The organism is Burkholderia sp. PAMC 26561 (assembly GCF_001557535.2).
GTDB lineage: Bacteria > Pseudomonadota > Gammaproteobacteria > Burkholderiales > Burkholderiaceae > Caballeronia.
On the sequence record NZ_CP014311.1, the window covers coordinates 85,088 to 107,981 of the forward strand.

General features: G+C 54.3%; 26 protein-coding genes and 1 pseudogene. 25 read left to right on the top strand and 2 right to left on the bottom strand.

Features of this window, described 5'->3' with window-relative positions:
- Window positions 1-47: 47 nt before the first annotated feature.
- The 25 genes and pseudogenes from AXG89_RS33920 to AXG89_RS43925 all read left to right on the top strand — a co-directional run.
- Complete coding sequence (locus AXG89_RS33920) at window positions 48-431, top strand: avidin/streptavidin family protein (protein ID WP_062175003.1); 384 nt, start codon at window positions 48-50, stop codon at window positions 429-431.
- A gap of 65 nt (window positions 432-496) precedes the next feature.
- The gene (locus AXG89_RS33925) at window positions 497-973 is read left to right on the top strand and encodes a hypothetical protein (RefSeq protein WP_062175004.1); all 477 of its coding nucleotides are present in this window, start codon (window positions 497-499) and stop codon (window positions 971-973) included.
- Between the two features lie 303 nt (window positions 974-1,276).
- Window positions 1,277-1,735, top strand: a complete 459-nt coding sequence (locus tag AXG89_RS33930) for a hypothetical protein (protein WP_062175006.1) — start codon at window positions 1,277-1,279, stop codon at window positions 1,733-1,735.
- 339 nt (window positions 1,736-2,074) lie between these two features.
- Entirely contained in the window at window positions 2,075-2,407 is a 333-nt protein-coding gene (locus tag AXG89_RS33935) for a hypothetical protein (RefSeq protein ID WP_062175007.1), read from the top strand.
- A 16-nt stretch (window positions 2,408-2,423) separates the two neighbouring features.
- Window positions 2,424-2,765 (top strand): hypothetical protein, encoded by a 342-nt coding sequence (locus AXG89_RS33940; RefSeq protein ID WP_062175008.1) that lies wholly within the window; start codon window positions 2,424-2,426, stop codon window positions 2,763-2,765.
- Between the two features lie 620 nt (window positions 2,766-3,385).
- A complete protein-coding gene (locus AXG89_RS33955; RefSeq protein WP_062175011.1) occupies window positions 3,386-3,676 on the top strand; it encodes a DUF2471 family protein in 291 nt (96 codons plus the stop codon).
- 18 nt (window positions 3,677-3,694) lie between these two features.
- Window positions 3,695-4,177, top strand: a complete 483-nt coding sequence (locus tag AXG89_RS33960; RefSeq protein ID WP_062175012.1) for a GNAT family N-acetyltransferase — start codon at window positions 3,695-3,697, stop codon at window positions 4,175-4,177.
- Window positions 4,178-4,243: 66 nt separating this feature from the next.
- The gene (locus tag AXG89_RS33965) at window positions 4,244-4,888 is read left to right on the top strand and encodes a hypothetical protein (RefSeq protein WP_062175013.1); all 645 of its coding nucleotides are present in this window, start codon (window positions 4,244-4,246) and stop codon (window positions 4,886-4,888) included.
- Window positions 4,889-5,646: 758 nt separating this feature from the next.
- Window positions 5,647-6,906: a hypothetical protein gene (locus tag AXG89_RS33975; protein ID WP_062175015.1), complete on the top strand. Its 1,260-nt coding sequence runs from the start codon at window positions 5,647-5,649 to the stop codon at window positions 6,904-6,906.
- 147 nt (window positions 6,907-7,053) lie between these two features.
- Window positions 7,054-7,380 (top strand): hypothetical protein, encoded by a 327-nt coding sequence (locus tag AXG89_RS33980; RefSeq protein WP_162916205.1) that lies wholly within the window; start codon window positions 7,054-7,056, stop codon window positions 7,378-7,380.
- Between the two features lie 29 nt (window positions 7,381-7,409).
- Window positions 7,410-7,727, top strand: coding sequence for a hypothetical protein (locus AXG89_RS33985; protein WP_062175017.1), 318 nt, complete (start codon window positions 7,410-7,412; stop codon window positions 7,725-7,727).
- Between the two features lie 33 nt (window positions 7,728-7,760).
- Window positions 7,761-8,156, top strand: coding sequence for a Rap1a/Tai family immunity protein (locus tag AXG89_RS33990; protein ID WP_062175018.1), 396 nt, complete (start codon window positions 7,761-7,763; stop codon window positions 8,154-8,156).
- 124 nt (window positions 8,157-8,280) lie between these two features.
- Window positions 8,281-9,833 (top strand): IS3 family transposase gene (locus AXG89_RS33995; RefSeq protein WP_236873610.1). Its coding sequence is split into 2 segments (ribosomal slippage): window positions 8,281-8,743 and window positions 8,743-9,833, totalling 1,554 coding nucleotides; the frame shifts between segments, so codons are not numbered across the junction.
- An 18-nt stretch (window positions 9,834-9,851) separates the two neighbouring features.
- A complete protein-coding gene (locus AXG89_RS34000) occupies window positions 9,852-10,595 on the top strand; it encodes a hypothetical protein (RefSeq protein WP_062175019.1) in 744 nt (247 codons plus the stop codon).
- A 74-nt stretch (window positions 10,596-10,669) separates the two neighbouring features.
- Entirely contained in the window at window positions 10,670-11,425 is a 756-nt protein-coding gene (locus AXG89_RS34005; RefSeq protein ID WP_062175020.1) for a DUF4393 domain-containing protein, read from the top strand.
- Between the two features lie 96 nt (window positions 11,426-11,521).
- The gene (locus tag AXG89_RS42605; RefSeq protein ID WP_162916206.1) at window positions 11,522-11,698 is read left to right on the top strand and encodes a hypothetical protein; all 177 of its coding nucleotides are present in this window, start codon (window positions 11,522-11,524) and stop codon (window positions 11,696-11,698) included.
- 8 nt (window positions 11,699-11,706) lie between these two features.
- On the top strand, window positions 11,707-12,006 hold the full coding sequence (locus AXG89_RS45160; protein ID WP_442861789.1) for a GNAT family N-acetyltransferase: 300 nt from the start codon (window positions 11,707-11,709) through the stop codon (window positions 12,004-12,006).
- 305 nt (window positions 12,007-12,311) lie between these two features.
- On the top strand, window positions 12,312-12,548 hold the full coding sequence (gene vapB / locus AXG89_RS34015; protein ID WP_062175021.1) for a type II toxin-antitoxin system VapB family antitoxin: 237 nt from the start codon (window positions 12,312-12,314) through the stop codon (window positions 12,546-12,548).
- Window positions 12,548-12,946: a type II toxin-antitoxin system VapC family toxin gene (locus tag AXG89_RS34020; RefSeq protein WP_062175022.1), complete on the top strand. Its 399-nt coding sequence runs from the start codon at window positions 12,548-12,550 to the stop codon at window positions 12,944-12,946. The genes vapB and AXG89_RS34020 overlap by 1 nt, the downstream gene beginning before the upstream one ends.
- 47 nt (window positions 12,947-12,993) lie before the next feature.
- A complete protein-coding gene (locus tag AXG89_RS34025) occupies window positions 12,994-13,293 on the top strand; it encodes a hypothetical protein (protein ID WP_162916208.1) in 300 nt (99 codons plus the stop codon).
- A gap of 52 nt (window positions 13,294-13,345) precedes the next feature.
- Complete coding sequence (locus AXG89_RS34030) at window positions 13,346-13,576, top strand: hypothetical protein (protein ID WP_062175024.1); 231 nt, start codon at window positions 13,346-13,348, stop codon at window positions 13,574-13,576.
- Between the two features lie 2 nt (window positions 13,577-13,578).
- Entirely contained in the window at window positions 13,579-13,779 is a 201-nt protein-coding gene (locus AXG89_RS42610) for a hypothetical protein (protein WP_162916209.1), read from the top strand.
- A gap of 336 nt (window positions 13,780-14,115) precedes the next feature.
- Window positions 14,116-14,400, top strand: coding sequence for a hypothetical protein (locus AXG89_RS34035; protein WP_162916210.1), 285 nt, complete (start codon window positions 14,116-14,118; stop codon window positions 14,398-14,400).
- A 330-nt stretch (window positions 14,401-14,730) separates the two neighbouring features.
- A complete protein-coding gene (locus AXG89_RS34040) occupies window positions 14,731-15,999 on the top strand; it encodes an IS256 family transposase (protein ID WP_062173550.1) in 1,269 nt (422 codons plus the stop codon).
- A 222-nt stretch (window positions 16,000-16,221) separates the two neighbouring features.
- Window positions 16,222-16,506, top strand: a pseudogene (locus AXG89_RS43925) (IS5/IS1182 family transposase); the annotation flags it as partial.
- A gap of 448 nt (window positions 16,507-16,954) precedes the next feature.
- Here the strand turns inward: AXG89_RS43925 and AXG89_RS34050 are convergent.
- Both AXG89_RS34050 and AXG89_RS34055 read right to left on the bottom strand, forming a co-directional pair.
- Complete coding sequence (locus AXG89_RS34050) at window positions 16,955-17,353, bottom strand: hypothetical protein (protein WP_062175027.1); 399 nt, start codon at window positions 17,351-17,353, stop codon at window positions 16,955-16,957.
- Between the two features lie 18 nt (window positions 17,354-17,371).
- On the bottom strand, window positions 17,372-22,879 hold the full coding sequence (locus AXG89_RS34055; RefSeq protein ID WP_162916211.1) for an RHS repeat-associated core domain-containing protein: 5,508 nt from the start codon (window positions 22,877-22,879) through the stop codon (window positions 17,372-17,374).
- Between the last annotated feature and the right edge of the window lie 15 nt (window positions 22,880-22,894).

Consider the following 22,894-nt stretch of genomic DNA (forward strand, 5'->3'; position numbering starts at 1 on the left):
CCCGCTCGCCGGCCGGCCGCCGTCGATTTGCAGTGTGGAGGTTTGAGATGCCGCATCTGGAACAGTCACTGAAATATGCAAAAGCAGGCACAGGTCCGTCCATCGACTTTTCGGGATCGTGGAAAAACGACCTGGGTTCGACAATGCAACTCACGCAGCAGGGCGACGAGTTGACCGGCACCTACGACAGCAATGTCAGTTCCGGTGGCGTTACCACTAAAGGCGACCTGCGCGGTTATGTGGATGGCGATTTGATCTCCTTTGTCGTTCACTGGCGCGACTTTCAGGCTATTACGTCGTGGGTCGGGCAATGCGAGCCGAACACGGGCAACACGAAAATAAACACGCTATGGCAGATGACGAAGCAAGTCGCAGCAGGTGACGAGTGGGCATCGATCAACGCTGGAGCCGATGAGTTTGTGAAAATTTAGCGGCATAAGGCGCCGCGTGCCCGCGCGTGGCGCCATACAAAAGGATCGGAAAAGAGGGGAAACGAATGACGCGATATACCGAATGGTTTTCTATGACCGCGTTACCGGACTATGACGGTCACTACGACGTCGAAATTGATGGCGAAGTCGTGGATGCTGAGTACACCAACGGCAAGTGGAGCAGGAACAATGCTATCCGATGGCGAGGCCGTCAGACAAAGCTGCTGAAGTCAGATGCCAAAGGGTTAAAAGAGGCGCTGGGCAAGCATCGCGATAGTCCGGCATATCGCGGGGAAGCGGCGTGCGCCGCTTTGCAGCTAGCGCGAGCAGCGCAAGAACGTGCCGCGCGCACCGAGAAGCGGGCGGCGTTGAAAACTGCATGTCGATTTTTCCATATCGCGGTGGGTCTCGATGCATCAATGGAATCGCGGGATGTGCAGTTCATGTCGTATTGGTGGACGCGGTTTAAGCCGGGGCCAAAGAGGAAAGTGGAAGCTGAAGTAGAGGCCTTTCTCAACGTCAAAGCGGTTCGATTCCAGTAGAACGGAAAACAGAGTCATGAAGAGCGCATACGACTTGTTGATGATCTCTCCCGATGAGCAAATTGTCCGGTTGCGTCTTGCATGGAAAGCAATCGCAGATGGCGATTGGGTTGAGGCTGAGTCGAAATTGCGTAACGCAGCGCGGGAAAGCGATGGACAGTTTTCACGCTGAGGAAGACGAAGGTGCACAATTCATGGTTTGGAATGGGCTTCCGAAAGGAGCTGTCGACACGCTGGTCGAGGCACGCGCTGGCGTGAAAGTGGTTTCGTAACGACGACACGGAAAACATGGAAATCTCAATAATGCAGAGCAATAAGCGGCAAATAGATTTGGACCAAATTTGGGCCGACATTAAAGCAGGAAAGTATCAGGGCGATATCAAGCCAGAAATCGTTTCGTCGCATGACGGCATCGATATCATGAGTATCCCCACAAATGACGGATCGGACCGCGATGTGTACGAACGCAAGAGTGGCGGCGGTTGGATTACCGTACCAGATATTGGGACGACAATTGAGAGCTTCCAAACGCTTCGGTCAGCAAAGGCGTACTGGTCGTCCGATCGTCCAGATGTTCTCTCTGCGCTGAAGGTCGCGCCGGAACTGTTGTCCAATGCAGATCTTGTTCACTTAATTCGCGAACTTGATCGTCGCTTCATCCAGCTATGGGACAAGGTGACGTTTGAACGGGATCACGATCTCGTTGATTACTCGCGCTTACCAGGTGCACATCGAAGCCGCGAATGCGGTGATCCTGAATAGACCGATCACGCGTGCCGAGCCGGATTACGAAAACGAGCAATAGGTCGGAAAACAAGGACATTTTGAACGCTCGAAAACGACCATCGACAATCGACTGCGCGAACTGCCTCCGCTCACTCTCTGTCGAACAGTACTCTTGTGGTGGTCCTAGGGAGGGGACCGATTGCGCCATAATTCACCAGCGATACAATGGACTGCTTGAGGGCGAAACATTCCAGTGCACGTGCGGTCACTACATGGTGTATTTGTATCGGCACGAGATTCGCCGCGACAACTGATAGGAAAACATCGGCCTGTGAGCGCTTTGCATTGTCCTAAAACTTTACGGAGTTGTCGAACATGGAAGACGCGGAAATTTCGTTTGTTAAAACCCCCGGGCTGATATTGGACCGAATCCTTACGCTGCTCGCTCACAAGGGCCGCGCGATAGCGATGGAAGCGCTTACCAGGGCGGTAAGTGAGGACGTACAGGAAAATAGTCGAAATTCCGGTTACACGCCTCCCACACTGCTTTGGTATGTGATCGGGGTCCGTGTTAGCGGAGACTCAACGTTCCACGCGCAACCGGCTTTTGTTGATGCGCTGGGTCTCAACGCCCACGCGCAACAGATTTACCGCGTACACCTGTCAGCCATCGATACGTTTCTAGCGCAAACCAAAACTGCCACATAAGCCGGAAAACAGACGTATGAACGATAAGAAGGATTACATCAATGTCCTTAAGGCGTTGGACCGAACTGGACCCATGCCGACTGCCATGAATCAACTCAGCGAAGTGGCCGTCGCGACCGAGGATGAAAAGTTGCGAACTGCGCTTGAGGGAATTTGCGCCATGGCACGACAACAACTCGCGCCGATCGGGGCGCAGGGACGGCTGCTCGGGATATCGCCGCAGAGTTTCCCCACGCTTCATCAGGCTTTCGGGAAGCTCGCCAAGTACTGCGAGCAACAACGTGATGCGTCCGAGAAACAGTGGGAGATTTTGGCGAGACGGGCGGGCTGGACGCCACCAAATTCCACCGGCGGATGAGAATCGTCGAAGACTACTTCAGGGATACTCCGCAGGCGGCTCGGCATGTACCGCCTTTCTTGTGTGGACCGCGAAGGTAGGCGGAATGGAAAACAGGGAAATGCATGCCGATTGACCAATCTCTGTTGCGAAGGGCCAGGCTTGGGCCGATAGAGGTTGAGCTTCGGGAGTTGTTATTCGGTCAAGTCGTGCTGGTGCACTCGATCCAGTCTGACGCAGTGCCTGACTGGCTTATCGAAGACATGGCATGTGAGGGATTGAAGCTCTATTTGGTGCAGCAAGGGACCTGGGTACTCGCCCCGCTCGACGACTAGGACAAGGTGAAGGAATGCATGTGTTCGCTCTACTGCTTTCCGTTTTTGGGTTCGTTTTTGGATTGGCTGCTGCGTACTATTGGTGGAAAGCAAGTTGCGTGTCGCCCGATCCCAGTTGGCCAAACGGGATGGCGCCGGTCGTCTCCGAACTTGAGCAACTCGGATGGAACGTCGCATTTATACGATTAGCTCAGGAATCGGGTGCGTTGAATCGGACGGCTGCGGGTCTGACAGCGATTGCGGTGGCCCTAACGACCGCCGCGAGCGTATTTGGTCTGCTACCGCTGTGAATAACAAGGAAAAGAAGTGGACGTGTTATTTGCCGCTGAGGCGGCAGTTCGGGACGCGGTTCCAGCGGTTGTGCAGCGTCATCGCTCGAAAGGCATCCTGACGTGGGCGTTGCTTCACACCATCGAAACGGAAGTGTTGGTTGAGGTGGCCAACTCCGGCAAACACAGCAAGCGGGTTTTAGACATGATTCGCGCGCCGGCTGCCTTGGACTATCCGAAGGACGATCGGCCTGCTTCGTTCGAAGGCCATGACTTTGTGCCGATCGTTTTTGGTGCCATTGAAGACGCTTGGCGTCGCGTCAATTAGAAAAACAACGGAGTGCACATGGTCGAAATGACCAACCCGCTTACAGCCTTGATAAGCTATCAGGCCGCTTACAAAGAAGGACGTATCCGGCCACAGGCGTGCCCGTCGCCTTCTGATCTGGTCGTTCTGATGGATAAGGAAACGGGACCACTCCGCGTGTCTTATGCCCTTATCGAACACGGTGTGGTTAAAGGAATCGCAATTTTCATTGCAGGCCCGCACATTGACCAAATCCCCCTATTCGATATCGGATACGCCGTTGATGAAAATTTTCGTTGCCAGGGTGTCGCTACCAAAGTGATGGAGCAAAGTATTTCAGAGATGCGAGCGGGGTTCGGGCGACACATCCCGCGCTTCTATCTTCAGGCAGTCATTGGAACAACGAATGTCGCCTCGCAAAAGGTGGCTGCCAGGATATTTGGCTCATCGCCAAAACCGATAACAGACAGCGTCTCGGGACAACCGGCCCTAGCCTATCTGAGACTGATTGAGTGCCGATAACAAGAGGTAGGGAAACAAAAAGAACGCTGCGGCTATCGCAGCATTACAAGAAAAAAGGATAAGTTCATGCTGAGAGACATTGTACCGCTGCGTCAACTGCGGGAACGCTTTGGAGACAGCCTTACCGTCGAGATGTTCGATCGTGAAAAGCTTTCCAAGATCATCAAGGACAAGCCGCTTAGCATGCACGCGTTAGGCGGCAACATTTGGAATCGGATCGTCACCCGAGAGTGGAAAGACGTTGACCCAATGCAGTTGCGAGCCTATTTTCAGCGCAGCGATCCTAAACTTCATTCCGCCATCAGCAAGGTTATCGGCGAGAACGCTATACGGGACATCTTGATGGTCAAGGCATGGCGAGGGGTGCCACGGAAGGCAAACCTCGTCATGGAGCTTACGATCGCCGACGTCTACCAAGACGAACTTCATCTTGCTGACGTAGCTTTTTGTGATCTTGAGCGGCCGATCGCACCGGGTGACCGCGTTTACACCCTTCAATCGCATAAGGGGTTGGGGCTGCTTGGTTTGGTAATCGACAACATGGACGCATACGCTCGTGCGCGCCGCTACAAGCACCTCACTTTGACTGCGGCTTATGCCGATCTGGTTCCTCTCTTCCAAAAGCACGGATTCGAAGTCGAGGACAGTGTGGCTGCTCGCATCGGCCTTCAGGCCGGGAAATCGATCCCGATGGAACGTGCAGTCGTGTGAACAGAACAAATTGGAAAACGACGCGGTAGAGCCGCAATGTTTAAAGGCCGCACCTATAAGCAAAACCGGTTTCGGAAGCCGCACGGTTCGCTTTGCCGATGTTAATGGTGGCGTTGCGACTACTACGTACAGCGATTCTCGGCGAGGGTCGCCGTATTGTGGCGGCGCTGAGCCTGACGCGTCATCTCACTATCGAGCAGATCGAGTCTGCTGCTCCAATGTTGGAAGGGTAGGGAAAACAGAAGGGAGGGGCTGCGAGATGGTTGGCGAAGAATTGGCGAGGCGACTGGACCAGGCGCGCACTTCGTTGCTTGAAGCGGAAAGACTGCTTGACGGTGAGCGGCGTCATCGGCACGCAAGCAACGCTCCGCTCGCTGACGGCATAGTTGCAGCGCATAACAAATTAGCTCTATGCGTGCATGACGCAATAGCCGCAATAGACCGCGCGACTTTCAACAATGCCGAATAGGAAAAGAACGACGTGGACCCGAGTGCCGCCTACGGTTAACGAAGCGGGAAGGAGCAGAGAGGACATTCAGAACCTGCCCCTCGTTGCCTGTCGCCACTGACACTTGCCCGCAAGCCTCGATCTGCGTTATCGTTCCTTCTGCGCCAGTGCTGCGCACGTCTGTCCATACAGACGACCCTCGCGGGAAGCACGGAGGTCATCAGCGGCTTGTGGCTCGGATGCGGTCCAGCCCGAGGCGAATTTTCAATGTACCGGAAGGCATGCCTACGAGGCGCGCCAAGGACTAAAAATGGCACTCTCTCTCATCCGTGGTCTCACCACGTCAGTCGTTCGCAACTTCGCGTCGCTCAAACGTGACGCCAAGCGTCTCCAGAAGCACTCCCAGCAGGTGTTCGGTACGTCGTACCCCCTAACGACGTGCCAGCACGCGATCGCGGTGTCCCGCGGATTCAAGTCGCTGGCGGACATCGAAAGGCTAGGATCAAGGCTTGGCCTGGAGCGCAATGCGCCGTTCTGGACTATCCAGAGCCGCAACGACACGCATCAGGAGGTACTGGAAGCGATCTACCGGTTGGAGCTTGAGGTGTCCGAGAACGGGCCGGTGGCCATGCTGGGCAAGCAGGCCCACGCCATCTTGCCCGCACTCGTGCTTTTCTTCGAGGAGATGAGCTTTAAGAAGATGCCCGGTCTGCTTCTGATCGAAACCGGGGCGCAAGCCGTGCAGGATACACTTGTTGCCACAGCGATCGCGCAGTTGGGCATGGAAGCGACGTTCGAAGGGTTTCGGGCACTTGACCTGCGAGAGACCGCGTTGCCGGTAGCGCTTGATACAGGGGCGCGTTACTGGGTCTCTGCGTTGATGTACGCGCTTCCGGAGAGAATCCGGAAACAACTGAACAGCATTGGTTGGGATCATGATCTGGAACTGGCCGCCGAAGCCAATGCCGTCAATCGACTGCAGGTATTCGGCCCGGCTGACTTTTCAACGATTCCGTTTTACTCGATCAAGTCCATTGCCTCTTCAGTCGCCGGTGCTGCCGCGCGTCCGGCATGGATGGAAGAGGGGGCGGGTCCATTCGTCGCTGCGCGCCAGCTGTCGAGCGACACCAGCGAGGCGCTTGATCGGGCGCTTGAACTCATCTATGCGCTGGATGCCCGAAAATTCAATGTGGGTGTGAGCGCCGTGCACGAGAGTAGTCGCCGACCCTATGTCGCGCTGTTTTCGCGCGATGATCCGGCAAGCGTCGTGCTTGCCAGTGTTCTCCACTCGTTTTTCTCAGCGCGTTACGCTAAGCCAGAACTGCGCGACCGCCGGCCCGCCATCCTGTACGTGTCTGATCGAGCTGAGCCATACGCTCCGGAGTGCCTGCAGTTCGGCAACCACACGGTCATTGTCAACGGTCTGAAGGAAGTGCCATCTGGAACGGGTGCGGGAGAATTTTATGGCTACAAGGATGCGCTGAAGGTCCGCGCCACGCCTGAGGGTATCCAATTCATGGGTACACGCGTGTCTGTTCCATTACTGTCGCTCAGATCAGAAACGACGTGAATTCACCGTTCACTGGAAAAGAGTATGCAATCAGTTCGGAACACTGTCATTCAGTCGCTTTGCGTGACTATTACGCTGCTAGGGTCGGGGTCGCAAGCGTACGCATATAAGGTCATTCCGGAGACGGAGTTCAAACAGGCGAGTCGCATGAACCTCGATTGCACATTCGTGGCCGGGATCGTCAGTGACATTATCAAGCATCGCGCCGAATACAAAAAAGCGCACAACGGCGCTGATCTTTCGATGACGCAGTTTCTCAAAATCTATGACGAAGAACCTCTTGAAATTCCTGACACTATCGGACCAAACAAAGCGTGGTATAAGCTGGTATCGCGTCCAGTCGCCACCACGTTTTACACGACCGAATTGATAGACACCGACCCGCGTTTCGTGGTCGATCAGATGAGAGCAATGTGCTTGCTGAATCCGAAAAAATATTATGTTGCTAGCCAGCTCGTTGACATGAAGCAATAACGTCCAAGCATTGAGCACCGGAAAAGAGCGTGAAGCGATTAATCATTACTATGGCAGTTGCGGCCGTCGCGCTACTTGGCGCTAGCTCAAGCTGGTCAGAAACTATCGCGGTCGCGAAGCGGTATCCTGGCCCGTGGAAAGACGACTTCAACCTAGAAATTACGAAAAGTCTCGCTTGGAACAAGGTTGCGGGTTGTGGCGAATATAAGTATCGCGCAAGCAGCTTAGATAAGGATGAATTCCTGGTCTATTGCAGCTCGGACGATGTTGCTTGGACTGCATACTTAGTTTGGCCCGTCATCCACAAAATCATCGGGCCGCTTAGGCCGGACGCCTCGTTGAATTGACTCGGAAAACACAGAACTAGGGCGGGCATCGGGATGAAAGACCAAAACAAAGGCAGGCGTGCCTTGCTTGCGGTTTTCGCCGTTTTCGTGACTTGGACCTTGGCATCGCATGCTGCTAGTCCGGCTGGGGCGTACGTTGAAGGTGGATATCTATCGGGGCAGCATTACCGAAATTCGCCATTCTCTGAACGGTTAGGGTATGTGCAGGGCTTGGTCGACGGAATTTTGTACAGCGCGATGTTTGGAGCGCGCGAAGAGTACATGCGCCGACTGAAGGTATGCATTGCGCAGGTGAGCGGCGGCCAACTTGTTGCGATTGTGGATAAATACGTGTCAGAACATCCTAGTCAGTGGGATTGGCAGATGAATTTGTTAGCGCACAATGCGCTGATTCTCGCGTGCCGCGAACGCGCGTCCCCAATCTCGTAACTGCTCGGAAAACAGAAAACGATGAGAAATAGAAAATTCGGGGCGGTCCTCCCCCGGCGTCAGACTACTTGTCGTGTTATCTGATTCTTATAGACATGGTCCGGGGGCGGTAAAATCAGGGTGAATGAAAACCTACTCAGCAGAAAGAAAAGAAGCGCTGGTGCGGCGCATGATGCCGCCGGAAAACGCGCTGGTTTCGGCGCTGGCCAGAGAAACGGGAATTACCGAACAGACGTTGTACACGTGGCGCCGACAGGCGAAAGGACAAGGGTTGGCTGTGCCGGGCGATGGGAAGAATCCCGAAGCATGGTCTTCGGAGGACAAGTTTGCAGTAGTGCTGGAAACCGCGCCGCTCAATGCAGCGGAACTGGCCGAGTATTGCCGTCGAAAAGGTCTTTATCCGGAACAGATATCCGCCTGGCGAGCCGCTTGCCGTTCGGCCAATGCGAATGCCACGGAGCAGGCACGCGAGCAGCGCCATCAGTCGAAGGACGACAAGAAGCGCATCCAGCAGCTCGAGAAAGAATTGCAGCGCAAGGAGAAGGCGCTGGCGGAAGCGGCTGCGCTGCTGATTCTGAGAAAAAAAGCCCAGGCGATTTGGGGAGACAAAGAGGACGATTGATCAACGTCCCGGATCGCCTGTTATGTATATCGTTGATACGCGAGGCGGCGCAGTCAGGCTGTCGGCTGGAGAAGGCTTGCGACGAGCTGGGCATGAGCCTGCGCACATTCCAGCGCTGGGTGTGTGACGGTGACGCGGTGCTCGCCGATGGCCGTACCACGACCGAACGGCCGCTGCCGGGGAATCGGCTGAGTGAGGCCGAACGGCAACAGATTCTTGAGGTGGCCAATAGTGCGGAGTTTGCCAGCCTGCCGCCCAGCCAGATCGTGCCAAGCCTGGCGGATCGCGGCGTGTATGTCGCGTCGGAATCGAGCTTTTATCGCGTGCTGCGCAGCACCTCGCAGCAGCATCACCGGGGTCGTGCGCGCAAGCCTTCGACCCGGGTGGTGACCAGTCATTGTGCGACGGCACCGAATCAGGTCTGGTCGTGGGACATCACGTGGCTGCCGGCGGCGGTCAAAGGACAGTACTACTACTGGTACATGATGCTGGACGTGTTCAGCCGCAAGATTGTCGCTCATGAAGTGCATGAAGCCGAATCGGCAGAACTAGCCGCGTTGCTGATGCGGCGTGCCAGTCTGGCCGAGGGCCTGGCAGGACGTCCCCTGGTGCTGCACTCGGATAACGGCAGCCCGATGAAGGGTGCGACGATGCTTGCCACTCTGGAGAACTTGGGGGTCGCGGCCTCGTTTAGCCGGCCGCGTGTGAGTAATGACAACCCGTACGCAGAGTCGCTGTTCCGCACCTGCAAGTACCGGCCCGACTACCCGCGCAGGCCGTACGGCAGCGTGGATGAGGCACGGGCCTGGACGCAGAAGTTCGTGCGTTGGTACAACCAGGAGCACAAACACAGCGGCCTGAAATTCGTCACGCCGGCGCAGCGCCACAACGGCGTAGCCGCCGCAGTGCTCGCGCAGCGTGAAGCAGTTTATGCAGAGGCCAGGGAGCGCAATCCACGGCGTTGGTCCCGATCAACGCGTAATTGGGAATTGAAGGATGAAGTCTGGCTCAATCCGGAGCGCATGCAGCCGGAAGAACTAAAGCAGTTTGCTTGAAGTGACACGACAAGTACGTTGACAACCGCCGTCCTCGAAGACCTTGAGTGGCTTCTGAGGGATTGGTGGCATGAGAGTCCTGACGAGTTGTCTTCAGGCGATCTCCGCCGCGGCAGCACGACGCTGCATCTACTACTCGTTCAAGGCTTTTTGGGCAAGGCGTGGCGCGAATACGGTTTTAAAAAAGAACCAAGAATCATCGCGCCGGACATTGAAGCGATAGCGACCTTCAAGGGACTTCGTCTTGACCTTGCGGCAAACTGTATCGCGGGCGGCGGCCGACAGCGTGAGTTGCTGCTTTCGTTCATCGGAACTTTCCGTGTGGATAACCCTTCCACGGGAGTGAAGGCAGACGCCGAAGAAGGCTTTGCGGTTGAGGTGACAACTATTGCAGCACATTCACCGACCACCAACTTATCACTACTTCCCCCGACTGATGGACTTGGCCGGCGCGAGCTAACGATGTCGCTATACGTTGACGCCCTCGGTGCCGTCCGTATTGGAGAGAAATTTTCTCGGAAGCAGGTCTTGGAGTACTTTCGCAACTTTGCCGGAGGCGCGCATTACGAGTCGTCGGATCCGTCGCCGAATCGTGTACCCGCTATAAACCACTCGCGTTTGGCGGAGCTCGATGAACACGTTAAGGCTGATATTCGCGGCGGCCTCTGCTTCGAATTACTTTCAATCGGCCAAGCAGTTGCAACAGCGCCGGATATTTCGCTATTGATTGAAGCGATGAAAACTGCCCAAGTTGGAGCTTAGGTAAATATCTCGGCAAACGTGGCGACGGAAACGACGATGAAGATTGATAGTGAAATAAATGGACAATCATAGACATGGACGAACTCGATCTAATTAAAGCAATCGCGCCTGAGGTTGCCAAAGCGACGTATGAAGACGCCGTATCACCTGCGTTGAAGGAGACGGGAAAGTTCGGCCTGGACCTCGTTAAGACGCTGCGCTTGGCGCTTTTTCCTCTGCAATACACCGCTATGCTTCAGGACAGGTTAACGAAACACCTCCAAAAGTCCATTGAGCGTGTGCCCGAGGATCGCCGTGTAGCCCCCTTTGAGTCGTTGGCATTGCCAATAGCTGAGCAGCTTAAATTTCACGACGATGACAGTGTAGTCGGCGATATGTTTGAACGTCTGCTAGCTCGAGCAATGGACCGAGAGCGAGTCGGTGAAGCTCATCCCGCATTCGTTCAAATCGTCGGCCAACTCGCTCCTGATGAGGCTATGCTGCTTCGGCAAATCGCAGCATCTAGACCTGCCGCTTATATGCGGCCGCCTCAGAAAGGGTTGGCCGCGCTGCTGAAGGACGAGCGAGCTGTGTTGATCAATGCTTCAGGTATGACTGACGGTCAAAAGGCGCGCCTTAATGAAGTTGCCGTGCGTCCGGAAGATCTCGCGCAGCCCGAGCTCGTGTACACCTATATCGAGCATTTGGTGTCGTTGGGAATTGTCTCGTACACGAATGATCCGTGGACCGCTGAATATAAAGGCGCGAAGGGAGCGGATTTCGACTTTTGGTTCGTGCAACTCAATGGCTTGGGTGAGCTGTTCCAGCGCGCCTGTCTGTTAGAAGACTAGAAAAATTTGGGGAACAAAATTGGCAACGCAGACGGAAATCTCAAAGCTGACTCCAAGCATGTGCGAGCATAACCGGGACAATGACTTTGAAGAGGAATGAACCTGTCAGAAATGAGTGATCCGCACTTGGGCCTTTTGAGCTTCCAGCAAGCGATGACAGCGGGACTCATCGATCCCCGCCCGGCTAAATATGACCAAAGCCTTCTGCTGTTTGTCGATCAACCCGGCGAGAACATGCGTATCACCTACGCGCTGGCAGATCGGGCGTTGTGAAAGGAACAGTGCTTTTCGTGCCTGCCGAGACGTACGACGGAGAGCCGCGATTCAGCGTCGGATATGCTGTCGCGGAGCCGTTTCGGGGCCAGGGAATTGCGACTGACCTTTTGAAACGAAGCGTCAATGATCTACGTCGGGGCTTTAAGTCGCGGCCTTTTTGGCTTGAAGCCATCGTTGACGAGACCAATGTTGCATCACGTCGGGTTTGTGAAAAGGTTCTGACTACCGAAGGTGAGCCGATGAACGACTCAATCTCAGGAAAGCCAGCGCTGAACTTCCTGACACGCATTTCTGCACCGCGATAGCGACGGGCAGGCAGAACGGAAACAACTGGTCGAACGCAATGCACGGTTTAAAAGTAATTCAAATCATCGAGGCCGTTGGACTTGTCGCGGTCGGAGCATGGGCGGTGCGCGTAGGCAAGTGGCGGTTGACATTCCTGCCGCTGGCATGTGCCGGATTGATCGGGGCAGTTCTGGCCGCAGGCTATTGAGCGAACAACGGAAACACAGGTTGCTCCATTTACTGCGCCAAGTACACACGTCGGATGTACATTTGCTTCGATCTTTGCTATAGTACATCCATCGTACACACAATTCGGGGGCGAATCATGCATACCACCAAGGTTTTCCGCAACGGCAATTCGCAGGCTGTTCGCATCCCCGCCGAGTTGGCTTACGAGAACATCGACGTTGAAGTTGAGATTGAGCGCGTGGGCGACGAACTGCGCATTCGCCCCGCGCGTCGCTCACTCGCGGGCGTGCTCGACAGGTTTGCCAAGTTCGGAACGGACTTCATGGCCGAAGGCCGCGGGAGCCAAGAGCAAGCAGAACGTGAGGGTTTGTAATGCCGCGTTACATGCTGGACACCAACATGTGCATCTACCTAATGAAGAACCAGCCCGAGCAAGTCGCGCGGCGGTTTGCTCAGTGCTACGTCGGGGACGTGGTTATGTCAGCGATCACATTTGCCGAACTGGAATACGGCGTCGTTGTCTGTGCGAACCCGGCACGCGAGCGACGCAACCTTGCATCCCTGATCGACCTCATCAAGGTAGTGCCCTTTGCCGCGGCTGCTGCAACCGCATACGGTCCGATTCGAGAGGCGACGCGCGAGAGGAAGAAGGACCAGCTCGACAAGCTGATAGCGGCGCACGCTGTATCGCTAGGCGTGCCGGTGGTGACTAACAATGTTCGAGACTTCGCCGCTTATCCAGGCGTCACTGTCGAAAATTGGCTTGATTAACGAAGCTCGGAAAACAACGGGGTTCAAGCAGGCTGGAGAAAATGACGATGAATCGATTTGCCTTTTACGCCTACTACGACGGCACGCCGACCAGTGGCGATCCGCTCCGCTTGACCAAGAGCGACGACGAAATTCGGCGTTCCTTGACCGCGTTACCTGACTGCTTAGAAAGTCGTTGCTCCCCGGGCACTAAGATCAAAGCAGCAATGATCGAAATGCGCGAGGTCGAGGGCGCATTGAGGCTAACGAGGCTCGTCTCGGTCGAGACCGTCGACAACGAACTGAAAGCAATCAAACAAATCGAACTTGCGTTTAACGACTTACATCTTTTCGGTCAACGTGCGTGAAGCCAATTAAGCGGCATTGAACAGCAATCAGAACACAGGAAAGGAGAAGGAATTGAATGCGACCCCTACGTCGCGCGTTAGCGCGCAGCTTGTGAAGGCTGATGGCACCACTATCAACGTCCCGTCAGTCGAGTACTTCAGCGTTCGCCGCATGATTTGGCTTCGGGAACTTCGGTTCGATCCGAACAGTATTGTTGAGGTCGTGATCGGCGATCGTCATCATTTAGTCAAAACCATCAAAAACAAAGAGCAGGTCTGCGAGATTATGCTCGAATCGGAATAGCCATGACCACGATCTCTGTTCAAACGAGGCTGAAACAGGCGGTTCGCGATGCCTATTCCTCATGGCGTCCAGCGAAAGGAGTCCTCTATGTAGCTCAGCTTCCAGAGGCGGAAACTCCGGACACTGTTCAGTTCACGTGTGTTCCTGATGAATTTCTATCCGTCCTTGATGAAGCAGGTGTCTTATATTCGAAGCAAAGTTGAGCGTGAAGACACTAGCTGGGAGTTCCCCATGCACAGCTGCGACCCGAAGGCGCCATCACTGCTTCCAGTCGGAAAGCAGAGCGGAAAACAAGGAGCGTTATGAGAACGGCGCGATCGAACGCGAGAACTGCAATTTTTCTTTGCGGGGCATTGTACGTAGTTGGCGGGCTGCTAAATCTCGGTGTGTTTGGACGTTCGGAATTCGTTGAGAACGCATCGTCAGCAGCGGACTTTGCGGGCCTGATTGCCGGCGCTGCCGCAGTCATCTTTTTCGTCCGTGCACGCTCGGCTTGCCCCCAACAAACACAACGAGAGCTTTAAAGGAAAACATAGAAGATGCAAACTTTGACGATTAAAGATAGTGTTGGCCAGGAAGCTTCCTACAAAGCGAGAGTGATGCCGGGAACGCCGCCCGAAATGGGAGCGCTGTACGTGCTTCTCCCCAATGATGGAACCGACACCGGGAAGCCACATCCGGTGACTGTTGAGCTTACAGAAGGGAAGAGCAAGAGTTTCGTCTCCTTCGATTGCATCGAGGTCAAGGATTCCATTGCGTTCGGTTTTGTGTTTTTGACTCGTGAACGCTCGGGCCGCATCGGCGAGTTCGTGTCTTTCTCGTAATGCCACGGAAGACAACCCGGCGCGCGAGCGCCCCGTGAAATTGCCGGTAGCCGAGCGAAAGAACAAATGAAGTTACCCGAGACCATTTTCGAGATCGTCAGCCGCGCTGGGGAAAGCGTAACGCCTCAGCAGATCCGCGATCACATCAAGAGAGATTATCCAAGCTTCTATGGAACCACATCCGCGGAGCGTAACGTCACGGCAGGCAACTACGGGAGTTATGGTCGAAAGTGGTGTTCGGGGTGAGGCAGGGATTTGAAGGCGGTGGCGGTTTAGCTGAGAATGTTGCTTGTCTAGAGTAACAACCAGCCAAACCGAGATCCACCACCAATGAAGAAGCTTACAGAAGAAACAAGCGCGGGTAAATCGGAAGCACGGCCCAGTGGGCTTGACGATTTGATTCAACAGGGCGCGCGGCAGATTGTCCAGCAAGCGATCGAGGCAGAATTGGCGGCATTGCTAGAAAGATACGACAACGTGAAGACCCTTGATGGAAGACGGACTGTGATTCGCAATGGCTACCTGCCTGAGCGCGAGGTCGTCACAGCAATCGGCCCGGTCACCGTGAAGGTGCCGAAAGTTCGCGATCGCTCGGGCTCGGGCGTGAAGTTCAATTCGAACATCGTGCCGCCCTACATTCGGAAGTCACCCCGCGTGTCAGCGGCGTTGCCCTGGCTGTATCTACGTGGCGTCTCGACCGGCGACATGGGAGAAGCGCTGAGCGTGCTGCTGGGCGAAGAGGCCAACGGTCTTTCGCCCAACGTGGTCAGCCGTCTAAAGGCTCAGTGGGCCGACGAGCACATCCTGTGGAATCAGCGTGATCTGTCAGACGCCCGCTGGGTCTATTGGTGGGCCGATGGCATCCACACGGGGTTGCGCAGCGACGATTCGGATGGCCAGTGCTTGTTGGTCATCATCGGCGTGAAGCCGGACGGAACGAAAGAACGCGTCGCGATCGGCGACGGGTTCCGCGAGTCGAAGGACGCCTGGTGCGAGCTCTTGCTGGATCTGAAAGCGCGAGGCCTACAAAGCGGTCCGCTGCTCGCGGCCGGCGATGGGGCAATGGGGCTGTGGGCAGCATTGGCCGAAGTGTTTCCGAAAACGCGGCACCAGCGTTGCTGGTTTCACAAGACTGGAAACATTCTCAACGCTTTGCCCAAATCGCAGCATGGTCGGGCCAAAGCTGGCCTGCAGGAGATCTGGCAAGCCGCCACACGCGAAGAAGCGCGCGCGGCCTTCAACCGCTTCATTGACGCTTATTCGGCCAAGTATCCGAAGGCGACGGAGAAACTCACAAAAGACAGTGATGAGTTGCTTGCCTTCTATGACTTTCCTGCCGAACACTGGCAGCACTTGCGAACGACTAATCCCATTGAGTCGACCTTCGCCACAGTTCGGCATCGAACAACCCGCACGCGCAATTGCGTCTCGCGGGCGACCTTCCTGGGCCTCGCATTCAAGCTGATCGAGTCGGCGGAAAAATCGTGGCGGCGCATTCGTGCGCCCGAAAAAGTCGCCTCACTGCTCCAAGGCGTTCCTTTCAAAGACGGACTACCGGTGACCGACAGCACACCGGCTCAGCAACCGCTTGCCGCCTGATCATGCCGAGCCTCGCAAACACCAGATTTGACAGTAACTCCCCACAACGACGCCGAATAGATTTAGGCAAGCCAAACTCGCCATCGAAGATCAGGGTTGCAAAAATGGGGTGGACCATAGATTTGGCACATAGATGCCGTTTCGGGTGGGGGCGTCCATCCCATTAACGCCATTCTGTTAGGGAACGTGCCGGGCGAACCGAAGCCCAATACGGTACTTGCCAATCTCGGCTTTCGCGGCGTAGACGCCGAGCTTGGTCCCGTACAGTTGATTCACCGAGGCAAGCACAAAACGCTAACGAGACCGCAGCGGTGCTGGCTCAAGCGACGTCAAGCGATTGAACCAATCATTGGCCACGTGAAGCAGGATCATGGCATGCGACGTTGTTGGCTGAAAGGACAAAGCGGCGATGCGCTGCATGCGGTGTCGTGCGCGACAGGCTATTACCTGCGCTGGCTGCTGCGTGCAATTGTTCGCCTTGGACTGACGGCGGTATTTTTTGCGCTCGCCTGGCTGCGCTGCTTCACCGCGAACACCGGCTTACCAGGCACTTAACCCTTCCAATGTGCGATCCCTTATTCATCCCTGCATCCAATCACAATTCCGATTTGCATTGCCGAGTGAATTTTGCAGGGCCGACTAATCACATCGAACTACGCCAGTTTTCTTTTACAAGAAATAGGATCGGACTACTCCGCCGTTTATCTGACATCACGCTCGACGTTTAGAAAGCAATCGCTCTTGCACGTAATCGAACATCGATTTGTTCAAATTCGCCAACCACGATATATCGGGCCACAGTCGCTTGCTGTGTGCTGCTTGCCCACGAATTACATTACCCGCGCAAGCAGGCGGTGAACCATCAACGCTCGAGCGTTCCGATCTCGACAAAACCGTCACCGTGTACCGGTCAAGTTAGCCGAATATATTGGGTGGATTTAGAAGGGTAAATTTATTAAAATATTTCAATCTTTTCAAAAAAAGAGGTAAATTCAAAGCCGATAGACGACTTTAAAACTGCTAAAAATAGACTCCCGGCGCGCACCCGCTCGGCACTCAATGCAAACAGATTCTGCGGGATCTGACCGGCTAACTTGTCTTTGCAGTCCGTAATCCAGCCCTCCAAATTACCGGAGAGCCAATCAATTATAAAAAAATCTTGTACAACATTTTGATGTAATAGTAGATCTCCTTTAAATCCTACAATTCCGCTTAGGGCTATCAAAACACGTTTATTTGTCGATTCTTCTCTAAGCGCGATTTCAACTGCCGAGTGAGAATCAAATCTTATACCAATAATCTCGAAATCATGGAAACTGGGTACCGCATCGAAACTGACCTTGTTAACATTCATACATAACCTCGCTGTGGGTTAACGACCAAATGTACCGGGCGGTAAACTAATACCGGGACCCCGAACTCCGTCAACCCAATTATGCAGGTGAGGAGTCCCCGCGCCGTGGTCCGGGTGCGAATCTATGTCGTATGCAGCGTTTCCGTCAGGGCCATAGTAGCGATCAGTTGTACCATATTGCTCCCAAGATTGCGGCTCACCTGTTTTCGGCGAGCCAGCATACTGAGAACTGCCGCCGTTATCCGAAGGACAAATTCCGCCGCCTCCAGTGCCATCGTTAGGACTTGGGTCACCGGGTCCATATGAATCGCTGCCATTTGGTGAAAACATCAAACCCAACGGATCGCGGCCACTGAGCGGGCTTCCGTTTAAATAAGCGTATGAGCTCAACTGGCCGCTAGCAAACCCGATTGGGTCAGCACTGATAAAGCGCCCTAAAGCCGGATGATAATAACGAGACCGGTAAAAATATAAACCCGTATTATCATTTTCGCGTGACGCATATTGCACATGATTCGCGCTTGTATTACCCGTGCTGGTACCAACACCATTTGGATCATATTGATACAAGGTTCGCAATGCTCCAGAAGTGTCCGACAAAGCTATAACACTTCGCTGCCCGTCTACTATCATAGTTTCGGAACCTTGCGTTGAATAACGCGCAATTACCTCGTCGATAGATTTTCCATTTAAATAAGTTGCGATTGTGCTTTTCCCTGAGTCATTTGTTTGCATATAAACCGTTTCTTGGACAATGTTAAACCCGTCGTAAAGAAACGCACGTGGCGATGGATCGGTAGGCAACATGACAATTGATCTACGCTTCAACGGATCGTAAGAAAAAGATGCAACTGACTGCCCCGAGATAGTATTTAGTTGGGAGAGAGCACCTCGTGAGTCCCAAACATAGGAATACGACGAGTCAGATGTCATACTCCCATTGGCGTCATAAGTTAACTGTCCGCCATTGAAATTAATTAGATGACCAGCGGCGTCGTACTGAAACGATGCAGAAGCAGGAAGGATCGGAGGAGACACTGTGTTGTTGACTGAAACACGCCGATGTGTTGCATCGTATGTGTAGATTATAGTTCCAATGCTTTGTGCTGTTGACGAAAAACCTATCTGTAAAACATCACCAGACGCATTTAGCACACGATTTTCGCCTATAGCATTTGGCAATGTACGCCCTATAAGTCGATTAGCGATATCCCATACGTATGCTACATTTTGCGGCACATTTCCGTTCGACGAACCCGCTGCTTGCGACATGACCGATAACCGATTGGCATTGTCATAGCTGTACGTGACTGTCGGCTGCGCGTCAGGCATCAGTATGGTGCGTCGACCAACGATGTCGTAAGTCGAGCTTACGCTCCCTGCCGGCCCTTGTTCGAGAACGACATTGTCTAATCCATCATGGACAAAGGAATAAGTGTCGCCACCTCTTGTAACCGAGAGCAATCTATTTGCCGCGTCCCATGTTAATGCGTCACTTACTCCGTCGGCATAGTTACGTGCAGTAAGTTGACCGAGCCCATTATAAATCATGCTCGTCGATTGACCTTTCCTATCGACCATTTTCAAAAGCTTTCCTGTTGCGTCATAGGACCACGTTGTAGATTTTCCCGCAGGATCAATTTCTGATGTGGGTCTATTACGAGTATCGTATGTATATGCATAAATAAGACCCGCTGGCGTTGTAATCTGCCGTACGTTTCCATTCGCATCGAACTGCTTGCTTAGATTTTGACCGGTTGCATCAGTTACCTTGGTGACACGATCAAGGGCATCATAACCGTAATTTCTGGTATTTCCTAAGGCATCGACAATTGAGGTAACGCGTCCTAGCAAGTCGCGGTTAAGTCTAGTCCCGCTCCCGATTTCGTCCGTGACCTGGGACAATAATCCGCTCGAAAAGACGTAGCTCTTCATACCACTAAGAGGATCCTTTTGCGTTATTAAATTGCCTTGGGAATCATAAGTCTTTAACCACACGTGACCTAACGCATCGGTTCTTGAAATCACGTTACCGCTAGAATCGTAGCCATAAGACGTTGTGTGACCAAGAGCGTCCGTCTTAGTTACAAGCCGATTTTTACCGTCATAGGCGTAAGTCGTCGTCGCTGCCTGCGGCGTTCCAGACAGACGTGTTTGACTAACTAAGTTACCATAAGCGTCGTACGATTTTGTCGTCGTTCGTCCAATTTCATCTGTGAACGACGTCATCCTTCCGGCAGCGTCACGAACTGCTGTGCGCGACCATTGAAGCGACGTTCCAATCGCCTGATCAAACCTAAGCACATAGTCGCCGTTCATCCCAGCAACGTTTGTTGTCGCATTTTGGTTTGTATCAAACGTGCGACGCGATAACACGCCATTGGGGTCTGTCACGTCCGTCGTCAGATGTTTCGGGAACGAACTAGCCGTAGCCGTAGCCGATGAAAACCCATAGCTGAAGTGATAGACGCCTCCATCCGCTAAGGTTTGCGTCGCCACCCCCTGATAGGTTGGTTCGTATGTATTTTGAATCTTCAGATTGCCGCGGGCATCCGTGACAGACAACATATTATTATTGCTGTCGTAGGTGTACCGTTCGACGCCCCCATTCGGGTCGGTTACGGCCGACAGCCGTCCCAAGTCGTCGTATTGGTACTGGACGATCCGCCCCGAGATGTCCGTAATTTGAGTGACCCGGTAATTGTCGTCGTAGGCAAACGTAATAAACCGGCCGTTCGGGGAGACAACACGGGAGACGTCGTTATTCGGAGTATTGCGCTCGATCGTGACTTTGTTTCCGTTCTTGTCGGTGAACGCCAGCATTCCTGAAAATGACGGAATCGTGTTGTTTTCCGCTTCAGGAAACTCATACGAAGAGCCATCCTTCGTTCGCAGAATCCAGTCCCCAACCGCCGTGTTCCATGACAGCGTTGCCCCCTGGAAGCGCGAATTGGCGGTGCTTTGTGCCACATAAACAGCATCTATATAACTGGTCCCCGAAGACGTCCGCGTAAAGTGAATCCGTCCTCCTCTCGGAAGTATCAGGTCCTGATAAGTCCACGGAGTCGTGTCTCCAACCATAAACATGTCGTAATCGTGAGTCGCGCCGATCCCAAATCCACGTTGCGTGCCATCGCGTGAGAGATACGTGCGCGTGATCCCAATCGACACCTTATCTTTAATCGTTAGATCCCGATGGCGGTACATAAAGATGCCCGTCGAGCAGTCCACAGGATCGCCAGCGGTTTCGCCGGTGCAGCTCGAGCCACCACTGTCGCCGCTGCCGTTGTTCGGATCAGGTTGATTGGGGTCGGGTTGATTCGGATCAGGTGGATCTGGATTAGGCGTGGGGTCCGGGCCATCGCACGACTCGTCCTCGCAAGGCGGAGGATTTAGAGGGGGGCCCATATCAGGGGAGCCAACCATGGCGCCCGTAAGTTGATAGATTGCCACGCCAGGATTAGGAATAGATTGTTTTCCGTCGACGCTGACCTTGCCCTTCCCATAAACGTACCAACCCTTTGCTTGCGGGTCGTAGTCCCAAAACAAAACGGTCGATCCCGGGGGCTGATTTGTAAAGTTTGGATAAATCAGGCGGGCGCCAACAGGCGTACGTGAATTCAGATTTTCGATCGTCGAACCACCGGGTTGCACGGTGAAATATGTCGGAACATTGACACCTGCTGGCAACGGGAAAGGTGGTCTATCAGTCGGGATCGCCGTGATGGACAGTTGAGTGACGATCTTGCCCTGTCTATCCTTAATGACCGTTCCCGCCGGAAGATGCAGCTCCAAGCCTGGAATGCTCGGATTGGTGACGATGGTTTCCTGTGTCGTAGGCGAAGCGATGTTAACTACATGCTTCGTGTCGAGCCGCGTCATCCAAATGGGATAGCCCAGCGGTGTCGTTGTTCCTGCCTTCAGCACCACTCGATCAGAAAAATAGCCGTAGTCGACCGCCCCGCCATCCGCCGTCGCTCCATTAATCTCAAGGACAACCGGACCTGCAGGAAGATTCTCCAGGATGAAGCGGCCAGTCACATCGGTGCGGGTCGTCTTCCCACTTGAGCGTAGCTCGACGTCTGCCAAGGGCTTACCATTGAGGCGCAAAACCTGCCCAGCCAGAGCAGTTACACCGCCGGCTGCCTGAAGCGGCGGAAGCGATTGAAAACGGCTTTTGTGCCGACCGGTTCGCCAATTACCGTGCTGATGCCGGTTTTCTGGCGTCCATTCTTCCACGCCAAGCTCAGCATCTGCAACCGCCGCCTCGCTTGCGACCTGCCCCTGTGAGGCAACTGCCGCTACTGGCGCAGCGGCCAACTGATTTGATGATCCGGCATCCGCGACAGGGGCGCCAACGCCAGCAGTCCCTGATTTGGCGTGGGCATTGGCTGCGGCGATTGAACCAGTGGAAAATCCGACCGCGACGACCGGCAGCGGCTGCCCCAATTCGTCAGTCGCACCTTTTACAAAAAGAGAATAATGGGTTGCAGGAAGCAGATCTTGCTTCGGGCTCACGAAGAGGAGAAGGCCACGTTCGGCGCCTACCACGGTCGTCGAGACCGGACCATTAGGACCGACCAAAGTGACCGTCTGCGCGCTCAGTGTGGCGACATTCATGCGCTTGGACAAGCGGACGACGATGCGATTATTAACGGGGAAATTCGTGCTCGATGCTGCAGGCGACGTCGCGACGACTGATGGTGCCGTCGTACCCAAAATCGAGTTGACCAAGGCAGCGGCGGACGCGTCATCAACGGCGTTGATTGTCTGCGCGATCGGGTCAAGGGCCTGCGCGGTCTGGATGTCGCTCAGGGACGCGTTTTTTCCGCCGACTAGCAGCACGCCCGCTGTAGGAAGCAAGGCAGCAACCTGGTCCCATCGTACGGGATCGAGGCGCGTGTTGATGTGCGATGCCGTTTGTGACATCGGATCGAAAAGCTCTGCGTCTGCGACGCCTACGCCACGGGCATCTCGTCCACCAACAAGCAAAACCGTTCCATCGGCAAGTAACGTTGCCGTATGTCCGGACCGACTAATTAACCCGAGAGTGCCGAGTGTTCGCGGAGCCCCGGCGTGGAGATCGACGATTTCACCGGTGTTCACGACGGATCCTGATTCGTCGGTACCACCGAAAACGAAGATCGTGCCATCCGGCAGCAACGTGGCGCTGTGGCCGATGCGCGACTGAATCAAAGAGTATGGCAGTGTTGCTGATCGACCGGTTGTGGGATCAATAACGGCTAAGGTCTTTTGTGCGCCCTTGCCTCCCGACATCAACCACCTTCCGTCGGCCAATTGCGTGACAGCTTGACCCGGCAGTGCATCCGGCTGTGCGGCTAACGTGCGCTGCATCGAAACGACCTTGCTAGCGGCTACACCTTGCTCGGCTGCGAAGGACGTTTGCAAGAGGAAGCTAGTAATCACCGCGCAGCTGAATACGCCCACCCGCGACATATTGAAGATGTAAGCACGCTTGTGCTTCACGACGCGCAACACCCCGGACACCATGTGTTTTTTATTCACTTTATTCTCTTCATT